A 12,074-nucleotide genomic window follows, 5' to 3' on the forward strand; every position below is an offset into this window, starting at 1 on the left:
GATGCTGCTGACCGAGGAACGGGCCGCCGCCAAGGCGGCGGCCCGGCCCGGGCGGCGGCCGCGCCGCGACTGGCTCTGGGGTTACGGGCTGATCGCGCCCATGGCCCTCGGGCTGGCCGTGTTCTACCTGTGGCCGATCGTCCAGACGCTCTACCTGAGCTTCACCGAGTCCGGCGTGTTCGGCGGGCAGACGTGGGTGGGGCTCGACAACTTCGCCGCCCTCTTCGGCGACGAGGAGATGCTCGGCGCGCTGCGCAACACGCTGCTCTACTCCGTGCTCGTGCTCATCGGGGTGCCGCTGGCGATCGTGATCGCGGCGCTGCTCAACGTGCCGGGGCTGCGCGGGCTCGGCTTCTTCCGCACGCTGTACTTCCTGCCGGTGGTCACCATGCCCGCGGCCGTCGGCCTGACCTGGCGTTACCTGTACAACGGCGACTTCGGCCTGATCAACTACCTGCTCGGCGAGATCGGGATCGACGGGCCCTACTGGGCCTCCGACCCCGAGTTCGCGATCTACGCCATCGCGGTGGTCGGGATCTGGAGCTCGCTCGGGTACAACGCCGTGCTGTTCCTGGCCGGGCTGCAGGGGATCCCGAAGCACTATTACGAGGCCGCCGCGATCGACGGCGCGGGCAGGACGCGGCAGTTCTTCCGCATCACGCTGCCGCTGCTCACGCCCACCACGTTCTTCGTCATGGTGATCACGCTGATCAACGCTCTGCAGGTGTTCGACCTGGTCTACCTCATGATCGACACCAAGAGCCCGGCGATGGCGGGGAGCCGCACGATCGTCTACCTCTTCTACGAGCAGGGCTTCGTGCAGAACAACCGCGGCTACGCGGCCGCGATCGCGGTCGTGCTGCTGGTCCTGATCCTCGCGCTGACCGCCCTCCAGTTCAGGCTGCAGAGGCGGTGGGTCCACTATGAGTAGGCGCTGGATCGTGTACGCGGTCCTGCTCGTCGGCGGGCTGATCATGATCACGCCGTTCGTCTGGCAGCTCGTGGTCTCGCTGCAGACGGTCACCGAGTCGATGCGGGTGCCGCCCATGCCGGTCCCCTCCTGGCAGTGGCACAACTTCGCCGACGTGTTCAGGACCGTGCCGCTCGGGCGGCAGTTCCTCAACACCGTGATCGTCACGGTGGCGGTGACGGCGGGGCAGCTCTTGCTCTGCTCGCTCGCGGCCTTCGCCTTCGCGCGGCTGGAGTTCCCCGGGCGCGGGCCGATCTTCATGCTGTTCCTGGCCGTGCTGATGGTGCCCGGGGAGCTGTTCCTGCTGCCCCGGTACGAGATCATGCAGGGGCTCGGCTGGCTCAACAGCCTCCAGGCGCTCATCGCCCCCGGGGTCTTCGGAGCCTTCGGCACGTTCCTGCTGCGGCAGTTCTTCAAGACGCTGCCCAGGGAGCTGGACGAGGCGGCGCGCCTGGACGGCGCCAACCCGCTGCAGATCTACTGGTGGATCATGCTGCCGCTGGTGCGGCCCGGGCTGCTGGCGCTCGGGCTGCTGACCGTCATGTGGTCCTGGAGCAGCCTGCTCTGGCCGCTGGTGGTCAACACCGACCCGGAGATGATGACGCTGTCCGCCGGGCTGGCCTCGCTGCGCGGCCAGTACCTGACCGACTACCCGATCCTCTTCGCCGGGTCCGTCGTCGCCTCGCTGCCGGTGATCGTTCTTTTCGTGGTCATGCAGCGGCAGCTGATCGCCGGGATCGCGTTCACCGGCTCGAAGGGCTGACCCACCAGTCTTTCCTCCCGTTGTATCCCCTATCGAGGAGTATGTGTGCATTCCCGTCTCAAGTGGATCGGCGTCGCCTTAGGCGTCACTCTGGCCACCTCCGCCGCACCGGCACTGGCCGCCCCGAAGCCCGTGGACGTGCAGTTGCTGTCCCTCACCGACTTCCACGGCTACATCACCCCGCAGAACAACGCCACCGACGGGACGATCAAGGATCCGCAGGGGAACACCCTGGTGGTGGGCGGCGCGCCGTACGTGGCGACGCATCTGGACCAGCTCCGGCAAGGCCATGAGAACACGGTCACGTTCTCGGCCGGCGACAACTTCAGCGGCTGGCCGACCGAGGTGTCCTACCACGCCGACGAGCCCACGATCGAGTTCCTGAACAAGATCAAGGTGGAGTTCACCACGGTCGGGAACCACGAGCTGGACCGGTCCCTGGAGTTCCTGCGCGACCACATGGGCGAGGGCGAGTGCTTCGGCGAGATCGGGGTCGACAGCTGCTTCGCCGACTCCGACGGGCGGCAGTTCCACGGCGCCGACTTCGCCATCTCGACGGCCAACATCACGCGGAAGGGCGACACCCGTCCGGTGCTCCCGCCGTACGTGATCAAGCGCTTCCAGGGGATCCCCGTCGGGTTCATCAACCTGACCACGCCCACCACGGTGGAGGGCTCCACCTCCTACCAGCCGTCACTGGACAACCTGCCGCTGGTGGAGACGGCCGACAAGTACGCCGCCATCCTCAAGCGGCGCGGCGTCAGGGCCATCGTCGCCAACGTGCACGAGGGAGGCAAGGCCGGAGAGGACTACAACGGCTGCGCCGACCAGAAGAGCGGGCCGATCTGGGACTTCGCCGCCAACGCCTCGCCCGACATCGACGTCATCGTCACGGGCCACTGGCACTGGTACTTCACCTGCTCGCTCCCCGACCCGGCGGGCAACCCCCGCCCCGTCGTCGAGGCCGCCAACCACGGCCGCCTCATCAACGAGATCAACCTGAAGCTCGACCACCGTACCCGCGACGTCATCAGGTCCGAGACCACCGCGGTCAACCACCCCGTGACCCGCGACGTCACCCCCGACCCCGCCATGGTGAAGCTGGTCGACCACTGGAACGCCAAGCAGAAGGAGACCTACGCCCAGCCGTACGGGACCATCACCGGCGACCTCACCAGGACCCGCGACGCGACGGGGCAGAGCACGCTCGGCAACACCGTGGCCGACGTGGTCTACTTCGACTCGCAGCGAACCGAGGGCGGCAAGGCCGACCTGGCCATGGTGGCCGTCGCCCCGACCAAGGGCTCCAACTCCCTGCGCGGCGACCTGAGGTTCGCCAAGGGCCCGAACCCCGCCGACAGCGACGGCCAGGTGCTCATGGGCGAGTCGTGGGCGGCGTGGGGTTACGCCAACCCGGTGCTCACGGTCTCGGTCAAGGGCTCGCAGATCGAGCAGGCCCTGGAGCAGCAGTGGCAGACGCAGGCCAACGGCACCGTGAAGTTCGCGCCGCTGGCCGTGTCGAAGAACGTCCGCTTCTCCTACTCCGCGAACCGGCCCGTCGGGGACCGGGTCAACCCCGCCGACGTGATCGTGAACGGGCAGCCGCTCGACACCGGCAGGACCTACCGGCTCGCCGCGCTGGCGTACACGCTGCTCGGCGCCGACGGCTACACCGCCTTCGCGGGGTACACCGACGCCGTGCGCGGCGACCGCGACTACGAGGCCATGCGCGCCTACCTGCGGCAGGGGCCGGTGGCCCCGCCGACCCTGGACCGGGCGGTGCCGCTGACGTAGGACCCCGGGTGCGGGGGACCCGCGTCCCCCGCACCCCCGCGGGCCCGCCCGGACTGTCTGTGCGGCATGCTGATCGGCCGTGCTGCTTCGCCTGGACCGCGCATCCGAACGCGAGCTGGGTCATGCAGGCGATCAAGGATCTGGTGATGGATCTGGAGGATGCGGGCTGCCGGGAGCCCTATCCGATCCGAGATCGGGATGGGAAGTTCCCCGCCCTCATGGAGGAGGTCCTCGCCGAGGCCGGCATCACGCCTGCGCGAGCATGAGCGGTTCTACGACCAGCACCGCGCCCACCAGCCCTGGCCCAAGCAGCCCCGCTGCGTCCCGCCCCGGACCCGATCCCAGCCCCCGAGCGAATCACCGACCTGAACCTGCGCCGAAGAGATCGGCTCGGCGGAGTTCTCCATGAGTACTCACATGCAGTTTGAACTGCTTGGATGTAGTTCTCGGCAGGCGCAGTCCCGGTGACACGGTGTCAGCGTGTGAGATCGATGCCGATAACGCTTCCCCCCGGCTCGATGATCTTAATCTCCTGGTCGATGTCCGCAGCGAGCCCGCGCGCCCAGGGGGACCTCAGACCCGTAAGCGTTCCCCTCACACGGGTGACGGTCTGCTTGACGTTCGGCGTCGTCGCACCCGCCCGCTCCTCCCCAGGAAAACGGAGAGGCTGTCTGAACAGGCCCTCCAGCATCCCACGCAAGGCGCCGACCAGCGTGGCGAAGTCGGTCCGCTCGGCAGTGGAGAGCCGGTGTCGCTCCTGCATCTCAAGAGCATCCCGCACCGCGCCGCGCAGGCTCCGCAGCGTGCCGCGGGCGAGGTCGATCTCCGTGTTGGCAATCTGGACATTGCGTGGCGTCTCGGCGAGCGTTCCGGCTTCAGGGAGTGACACCTCGATCTTCCCTCGCCCTTCGGCTCGAAGAACCTCCAGAGCGAACGCGCTCAGGTCCTGGCCACCCCCTGCCAGCGTCTCCGGTGACAGATCGTCCAGCCTCATCGCGCCTCCGTCCCCTCGACTTCGCCGGTGCCGTCGTAACCGATGACCTCGCCGCCGTCGGCCACCGTTCCGATTCGCTGCCGGATGTCGCCACCGCCATCGCCTCGCATGCCGATGACGCGCCCTGCCACCCGCCGTACTCTCTGCGCCACGCTCACTGCCGCAGTCCCGCTTTCGCGCCGGGCTCTCACGATCTCCAATGAGACCCAGAAAACCACCGTCACCGCCAGTGCAACGGCCAACCCCCAACTCCAAGCGCTCGTCACGAGGTTGGTGAGCACACCCGCCGTGACCCCGCACAGCACAGATCCACCCACGATCAGCCCGTGTGTCCGCCGCCCATCCACGTCCCCTCCCGACACTCCTTCATCGCTACAACCACTCCCCATTCCTCTGGAACGGTCTATCCACTGCCTGATCTTCGTCGTATTGTGGCTCCAGGATTCAGGGAAAGAGGTCACATGGGCGATCCGCAGTATATCGAGCAGGACCGCTTGGATCGAGAGACTCGCGATCTCGTCACCGGACTCCGCCAGCAGGCCCTGCTCAATTATGGTGAAATGATCGCCGTAAAGCAGGTGTTCGAGCACACCGTGGACCACGACGAGATCGAGCTCCCGTTTCTTACTGCGGTGAAAACTGTTTTCGCCAAGCCGAAAAACGGTGACGACCTATATGGTCGCCTTCGCGAACCAGGTTCCGTGCTCGTGCTCAGCATGCCACCCGATTCAGGCCGCACCATGCTGGCCTACGCCCTGCTGGCTCGCCTCCTTGACGACGGACTGATTTCCGAAGCGCGCACCCTCCGTTACGGCGGCGCAAGCGACTTCCCCGTCCGGCGACTACCCCATCAGTGGAACCGGGGTTTCTTGCTGGTCCTGCCAGCAGATGAGGAAGAGTCAGAAGTTCAGGTCTCGCCGCAATTCGGCAGCCGGATCGGAACTCTCTGCGATGAGTTGAAAAATCGGAACAACCGGCTTATCATCCTCACTCATCCTGATCAGTGGCGCCGCATCAGCATGGGGTCCCCCCACGACATCGCACCTTCGATCACCCCTGCCTCTCCGCAAGAAATCACCGCGAAATGGCTGTCCGCCGAAGAACCGGATCTCCCCCGCCATCTATGGCTGGGCGCAGTCGAGATCCAGCGGCTTCTCCACGACGCGCGCCCCACGGACGCGTTGCAAGTCGTCGACCTCATCTTGTCAGCACACAGGGGCGCTCTGAGGTCATCCACGGAACATCCCGACTACCGAGCTGAAACCGACGAAGGGCGCAACGAGTTCCAGCGACTGGTGCAGAGCGTCGTCGACGCGCGCCACAACTGGACCAGAGAATTACTCACCTGGCACAGGCAGGTCGGGCGGACGAGCGTCGAGCGCAACTTCCTTCTGGCCGCATCCGTGCTACGCGGCGCACCTGTGGCGAACGTGTACGCCAACGCCGCGGCCCTCAGCGCAACCTTCGAAGAAAAAGTCGAACTCTCCACCAGCGGACAGACGTCACCAGGTGTCATCGAGTTGCTTGACACAGTCAAGGGTGAGATATCCGACGAGGGCACCATCATCTTCACCAGACCCGGTTGGGACGATGCGGTCCTTGAGTACTTCTGGATCGACCGGCCCTTGGCCCGGAAGCAGTTCCTCGCGTGGCTGGCCGATGCACCCATCAAGGATCGCCAGGAAGCGCTGGAAGGCCTTAGACAGGAGGATCGGGAAGCACTGGCTCAGCGCATCGTCTCCTTCGCGCTTCGGTGGGCGGTACGCCATCAACGGCAGGAACCCCTCCGCGCGCTGGCCGAGGCCTGGCACACCTCGCATACCGGAAGCCGGACCGGTCGCATGTGGAGCGTCCTGGTCGAGCTAGTGTCTGCCGCCGCAGCGCGAGAGACTGCCTCTTATCTGCATGTGCTTCTTCTCAACTGGGCCAAGAGCGGCCGCCCCTCTTTGCAAAAAGCCGTCATCGCCGTATGCGGAAGCGACTTCGGCCGCGTGCACACGGTCAAAGCACTGAGGCGCTTGAAGAGGGCCACCACGCCTCCGGACGCGCAGGTGATCAACGCCCTTCGCGAAACAGTTCGCGAACTGTGGACCGAGGTTTCTCTCCGCCAGTCGCTACTAGCGTTCATCACCTCCTGGTGCGATGAAATGGATGAGAGCAGAGCCGGCGGTCATCAGGCGTTCGCCGCCCTTGCCAGCGCTGCCGGCCCTGACGACCCTTCAATGCCGCTACTGCTCGACAGCGCCGATGAGACAGAGCGAAATCTCACCGTGACAATGCTCCCCACCGGCTGGAGAACCTTGCTCGATCAAACGCACGGCTCCGCCCAGGCGATGGAAGCCAAGGCCGCCGTAAGCCTCTGGATGTCGGCTGCGCTTCGGGACGAAGGCTTAGCTCCGTCCATACTGAGCTCCTTGCGACAAGCCGTCGCTCCAGGCGGCCCGGAAGGGGCACAACAGCGTCGTGACCGGCTGCGCACATACGTCGTGGCTTGGTCGGAAGAGGGGGACGACGCGCTTCGGGAGCAGCGGAGGGCGATATATGGTCAACTGTCCCAACTGCTCGACATCGATCTGACCACGACGATGCGCCATCAGTTGCAGCAGCAGCCCAGCGACGAAGAGCCCTAGCCCGCGATGGGGTTTCTGCGCCGACGCTCCGCACGTGCCACGCCCTCGCCGGTAACGGTTCATGTCTTCACGGACCGGCTGGACACCGCGAACGCCGGGCTGGCCTTCGACGCCAGCATCCGCGTCGAGTGGCGCCGTGACCTGTCCACGTCAGGAGGGCCGGTCACCCCTCGTACGGTCGCGCGTATGACCCGGCGCATCGTGGAGAAGACCGTCAGAGAGACGAGCGTCCTGCGCCTCCAAGACGCTGAAGAGAAGGTTGAAGCAGTACTGCGGGACAGGTTGCCGCTACGTGGCGAGGGCGTCGAGGTGGTGCGAGCGACAGTTGCCCTGACAACCGATGACGAAACCGTGCGTGCCGCGAAGCGAGTGCAGAGATTGCTCCATGAGCAGGAGCTGGATGAGCTCGCCCGCAGGCAGGTCAAAGCGCGCGCGGACTTTCTTCGGGAGGTGATGTTCGCCGATCCCGCCTCTGCTCGCCTTTACGCCATGCTCGACATCCCAGAACGCATCGGCGGGGCACGCGAAGGGATGGACGTCGACGAGGTGGTCCGGCGCCTCAACGAGTGGAGCCCCCGGTCGCGCTGGGTGGTGACCGCCCAGATTCTGTATGACTTCGTCAACGGCCTGTCCGAGAGCGGCCGCGAGGACCTGCTGAAGATCGTCGCCAGCGCCATCGCCACCCTGGGCACGACCGAGCAGGCGGATGAATTTCTCCATACGGCGCACATCGCTGAGGATCCCTTGAAACGCTGAATGCATAGCTGCTCCGCGCCCACCTCGCCGACGGCTGTTCACCGGGGTCCGCGGAGGTGAACTGCCCAGCAACACCTACCGGCGAGTGTGGGCCGGAGCCCGCGAGAACGCCCTGACGAGCAAGGAAGCACAGTCCCCGTTGGCCGGACGGGTCTACGATCTCCGCCACGCCTGCGTCTCGACCTGGCTCAACGCCGGCGTACCTGCCACGCAGGTGGCCGAATGGGCAGGTCACAGCGTGAAAGTCCTGCTCAGGATCTACGCCAAGTGCATCGTTGGCCAAGACGAGGTCGCGAGGCAGCGCATCGAGCAGGCTCTGAGGGACGACCATCGCGGACCATGATCCGTACCCGGCGCGGAACCGCGGGGACGCATTGGGGAGAGCCACCCGCAAACGATCGGTACCAGCCGTAGACAGCCGGACAGACGAAACCCCCGCCTCACTGCGTCAGTGCAGCTCAGGCGGGGGTCTCCCCTGGTGGTGAAGTGCGCGCCCTGCAGGATTCGAACCTGCGACCGTCGGATTAGAAGTGGATCGCCTTCATAGCGCACCGCCCCGTTACTGAGCTGCGGATAGTCAGTTGGTCGCGAGGCTGGCATCGTTGAGCATTCCGGGCATGTTCCGGATCATGCTGCCACGACAATACTGGTCCCATGCAACTCTCGGCGGAACTGCACGCGTACCTTGTCGAGCTTCGCGGTGACCTGCTCCGCCAACGGCTCGTCGGTCGTGTTGCAGACGCAGGTTGGATGGCCTGCGACCTGATCGGAGCCGGAATCGACACGCCCAGTACGCTCGAACTAGCCGGATACGCCCTCGCGGTCGGTCCCCTTTCGGAGATTGAACCGTTGCTTCGTCAGGTGCTTTCCGAATGCGGAATGCCCCCAGTGGATATCCAGCAGGAGCCGTGGGATGTCGCGCACGATATCTCACTAGCCATGCAGGACGGCACGCTACCCATCTCGGCTGGCGCCGATTTCCTAATCACCGAACTCTCACCTCTATGCGGCCACCCGCCCGAGATCACAGAGCTCATGATCCTCGTCGATGATTGGGAAGCCTTACGAAGCACGCCGCCAACTGATGATGAGCTCCGATGCCAAGCTGGAGAGATCGCGAAAGCGGCGCGACTACGACGCATGAAATGAAAGAGAGCGGGCTCTGGCCCCCTGACCGTCGCCAATCGTCATAGCCAGTTTGGAAGATCTCGGCTCACGATCCCCTGGCGTGCTCCAGCGCTGGCCAGGTGCCGTGCGGCCCTGCCCGTAAGTCCCCGCTATTCCCCTTGATCACCGCCCTATCAGGCACGCAACGGGCACGCGCGCCGACTGGCGATGGTTTTACAGCGCGTGACCGTTGCGGCTGAGATACGGCCTTCCGCCTGCGGCATGACCGTGTCTCACCACGATGCGAACCATGTTCATTGCACGTATATTGCACAGGAAGTGCACCGTACCGACCTTGTCATGATCGCTTGCCTCTGCTTAAGTGTTCGGAGTGAATCGTGATTCCGATATAGGCGGGCGTCTCGAACCTGTTCCGGCGAAGGTCAAACCGGCGGGTGAGAGGATGAACCGCATCCCACTGCTCCTTATCTTAGGCGCGGTCCCCCTTCTGCTTGCCAACTGGTTCATCGCTACCGTGATCCTTGGACACGACTGCACCCTTTTATACGAGGGCGGCAACATTACGGAATGTGCTGGCGGGCTATCAGAGGAAGAGATGACCGCCACATCGGGACTGATGGCGCTGGTGCTACTTGTTGTCCAGATAGGGCTGATCGTCCTATTGTGCCGGCGCACCCGCGGATCGTAGCGAGGCCGAATGATCGGCGACGCGCTGGACAAGCCACCGTTCCAGTTCGTGATGCACACGGTGATCAGCCTGTTGCCCGGTGGGCCCGGGCTGAGGAACGAAGCCCTGGACCTTCGATCGCCCCCAACCATGTCCGGCGACCAGCCATGCCGTGGCGATCGTTGGGCTGCATCTGTGCGGTGGCGCGGCAACCCCGGTCGGAGCGTTCGGCAAGTACGGCGAGGTTGGCGTGCGGCGGTCGGCCCGGTGTCCCGCCGCCGTCCGGGACCGGCCCCCAGGCCGCACGCCCGGACGGCGGGCGGGCGGAGGGCCGGAGTACGGCGGCGCGCCGCGCCGCCGCTTGATACCTAACAGATCAATTCGGCAATGCAGCAGAGTGGCCGCAAGTCGATCAATCGAGCAGTTCCGGACGGCGGCTCGCGAGGGCTCGACGGGCTGTCACGAATCGTTCGTGGAACTCTTCGGCAAGTGCTTCGCGGCGGTAGCGCTGGCGTAGTACGCGGTCGAGGTCCGCGGCGCGGTTGACCAAATCAGTGAGGGACCGGCGGTCGATGTCGAAGGCGGCCATGCCATTCTCGACTGCTGCATCGAGGTCGCCGCGTCGGGCGTGGACGATGCCGAGGTCTATGTGGGCGTCGGCCACGCGCATGGGGGCGTTGGACGTGCCGTCAGGTCGGGTGTGCATCTGGATCGTCTCGCGAGCGTGTTCTTCGGCGCGATCGTCGTCGGCAAGCCAGGTGTAACAGGTGGCGGCGTAGAAGACCCATTTGGCGTGGTCGAACACGAAGTGGTGATCGGTATTGTCGGGCATGGGCAGGCGTCCGAGGACTTCAGCGCCGCGGGTCAGTGCGCGATCTGCCTCACGGCGATCGCCGATGCGGGCCAGACCGCGAGCTTCCTGCAAGGTGAGCTGGACCATGGCGCTGGTCTGGCCAGCGACGGCCTGCCCCATACGAGCGGCGGTCACCACGTCCTCATAGCGGCCTTCGACCAGAGCGAACCAAGCTGACATCTCGTGCGCCCATCCCATGAGTTCGCCGTGCCCGACCTGTCGGCCCATCTCAAAGGCGGCTCGGCGAGCCGTCTCGGCTTCCTCTCGCTCACCCAAGTCGTAGTGGACGCATCCGAGTAGGGCGGTGAGCCAGCCTGTGATGACGAGGAGTTCGCGGTGCTGATCGAGGGTGAGGCGGCCGGCGAGCAGCTTGTTGACCTGGGCTAGGCGCTTCTGCGTCCGGTCTCGGAGCGTACCGGCCGGCACCACGGGATATGCGCGACAGAGCAGATCGACGGCCTCGGCAAGAGCTTCCAAAGTGCCGGTACCGACGTCCGATGCCTGGAGCTGCTGGGCGAGCTCCATGGTTCCGTACAGGTCGGCCTCGGCCCGTAGGGCGTCCATCGGCAGGATGGCCGACGCCTCGATCAGGCGGCTGCCCGTCTGCCTGGCTTGCAAGAATCCCAACGCCTCCGGCTGCAACCCAGTCAGTTGCGTCAGTGCCAGCCGGTACGGCGAGCGTGGCCAGCGAACTTCGCCGGCCTCCCATCGCCGGATGCGCTCCTCGTCACAGGTTAGGCGTTCCGCAATGCCGATTTGGGTGCTGTTAATTCGGTCGGCCATTTCGGCGCGCGTGAGCTGGTGTTCATTGCGCCAAGCGCGGAGTTGGACATTGGGAATGTTCTCGGGCATCTGCGGGCCTTCCTCCCGGCTGGGGGCTCAAGAGGGGATTAGAGGGGGGCCACTCGGGGGTCCTGCGTTTCTCCTTTTGACGGTGGACTTGCCATCAACCAACAAGGTATGTGAAGCGGCCTCCCGACACAGGGAACGCCGGATGAATCGAGGAGATGGCGACGGTGACCCGGCCAGACGAGAACAGCGAGGCAAGGCCCTGCCGTGCGTGTCGGGGACGCGGTTACAAGCTCAAGAGCTCGCGCCGCTTTCTCCTGATCGACGCCGACGGGGAGGAGGCGGAACGGAGTGAGGAGCGCAAGTGTCTCGATTGCCTCGGCGACGGCCAGGGCGAAGGGAGCGGGAGATGAACTTGGTCATGCAGGCTGCCATGGCCGGCCTCGCGCAGCAGGACGAGGCGAACGCCTTGATCCGGCTGCGCGACCGGCTCGCGAGTCGTGGCGTCAATGCGGAGCTGCGCGACAACAACACCGCGCTGATGGTGCACCGGCCTGAGCCGGGGCTGCCGGTGTGGGTGTTCGTCGGATACGGCGGTGCGTACTACTCCTGGCAGAGCGCTGAGCAGCGTCATCCGGTCGATGATGTGGAGGGCGCCGCGAACGTCTTGGCGGAGTACATCGCCAAGTGAGGACAGGCGCGGCGAGGCGGTGACGGCCTTGGCCAGGAG

The 12,074-nt window shown here is 65.5% G+C and carries 12 protein-coding genes; 9 read left to right on the top strand and 3 right to left on the bottom strand.

Annotated features, from left to right (window positions below; translation table 11 throughout):
• Position 1 precedes the first annotated feature (1 nt).
• From HTZ77_RS32120 to HTZ77_RS45515, 4 genes are all read left to right on the top strand, one after another.
• Positions 2-931 (top strand): carbohydrate ABC transporter permease, encoded by a 930-nt coding sequence (locus tag HTZ77_RS32120; RefSeq protein WP_175593476.1) that lies wholly within the window; start codon positions 2-4, stop codon positions 929-931.
• A complete protein-coding gene (locus HTZ77_RS32125) occupies positions 924-1,733 on the top strand; it encodes a carbohydrate ABC transporter permease (protein ID WP_175593477.1) in 810 nt (269 codons plus the stop codon). Before HTZ77_RS32120 ends, HTZ77_RS32125 begins: the two co-directional genes overlap by 8 nt.
• Positions 1,734-1,778: 45 nt before the next feature.
• Entirely contained in the window at positions 1,779-3,527 is a 1,749-nt protein-coding gene (locus tag HTZ77_RS32130) for a bifunctional metallophosphatase/5'-nucleotidase (protein WP_175593478.1), read from the top strand.
• 122 nt (positions 3,528-3,649) lie between these two features.
• The gene (locus HTZ77_RS45515) at positions 3,650-3,793 is read left to right on the top strand and encodes a hypothetical protein (protein WP_205304026.1); all 144 of its coding nucleotides are present in this window, start codon (positions 3,650-3,652) and stop codon (positions 3,791-3,793) included.
• A gap of 209 nt (positions 3,794-4,002) precedes the next feature.
• On the opposite strand, the gene HTZ77_RS32140 is transcribed toward HTZ77_RS45515, so the two are convergent.
• Positions 4,003-4,521, bottom strand: a complete 519-nt coding sequence (locus HTZ77_RS32140; protein WP_175593479.1) for a hypothetical protein — start codon at positions 4,519-4,521, stop codon at positions 4,003-4,005.
• Entirely contained in the window at positions 4,518-4,763 is a 246-nt protein-coding gene (locus tag HTZ77_RS32145; protein ID WP_175593480.1) for a hypothetical protein, read from the bottom strand. The genes HTZ77_RS32140 and HTZ77_RS32145 overlap by 4 nt, the downstream gene beginning before the upstream one ends.
• 219 nt (positions 4,764-4,982) lie before the next feature.
• Here HTZ77_RS32145 and HTZ77_RS32150 point away from each other — a divergent pair, with 219 nt between their 5' ends.
• From HTZ77_RS32150 to HTZ77_RS32165, 4 genes are all read left to right on the top strand, one after another.
• The gene (locus tag HTZ77_RS32150) at positions 4,983-7,151 is read left to right on the top strand and encodes a hypothetical protein (protein ID WP_175593481.1); all 2,169 of its coding nucleotides are present in this window, start codon (positions 4,983-4,985) and stop codon (positions 7,149-7,151) included.
• A gap of 186 nt (positions 7,152-7,337) precedes the next feature.
• Positions 7,338-7,907 carry a hypothetical protein gene (locus HTZ77_RS32155; protein ID WP_175593482.1) on the top strand — a complete coding sequence of 190 codons (570 nt, stop codon included), beginning with the start codon at positions 7,338-7,340 and terminating at the stop codon, positions 7,905-7,907.
• 654 nt (positions 7,908-8,561) lie between these two features.
• Positions 8,562-9,056, top strand: a complete 495-nt coding sequence (locus HTZ77_RS32160; RefSeq protein ID WP_175593483.1) for a hypothetical protein — start codon at positions 8,562-8,564, stop codon at positions 9,054-9,056.
• Positions 9,057-9,405: 349 nt separating this feature from the next.
• The gene (locus HTZ77_RS32165; RefSeq protein ID WP_175593484.1) at positions 9,406-9,723 is read left to right on the top strand and encodes a hypothetical protein; all 318 of its coding nucleotides are present in this window, start codon (positions 9,406-9,408) and stop codon (positions 9,721-9,723) included.
• Between the two features lie 391 nt (positions 9,724-10,114).
• On the opposite strand, the gene HTZ77_RS32170 is transcribed toward HTZ77_RS32165, so the two are convergent.
• Positions 10,115-11,407 carry a hypothetical protein gene (locus HTZ77_RS32170; RefSeq protein WP_175593485.1) on the bottom strand — a complete coding sequence of 431 codons (1,293 nt, stop codon included), beginning with the start codon at positions 11,405-11,407 and terminating at the stop codon, positions 10,115-10,117.
• A gap of 346 nt (positions 11,408-11,753) precedes the next feature.
• On the opposite strand from HTZ77_RS32170, the gene HTZ77_RS32175 reads away from it, so the two are divergent.
• Positions 11,754-12,035: a hypothetical protein gene (locus HTZ77_RS32175; RefSeq protein WP_175593486.1), complete on the top strand. Its 282-nt coding sequence runs from the start codon at positions 11,754-11,756 to the stop codon at positions 12,033-12,035.
• Positions 12,036-12,074: the final 39 nt, after the last annotated feature.

The organism is Nonomuraea montanisoli, from assembly GCF_013363975.1.
Lineage (GTDB): Bacteria > Actinomycetota > Actinomycetes > Streptosporangiales > Streptosporangiaceae > Nonomuraea > Nonomuraea montanisoli.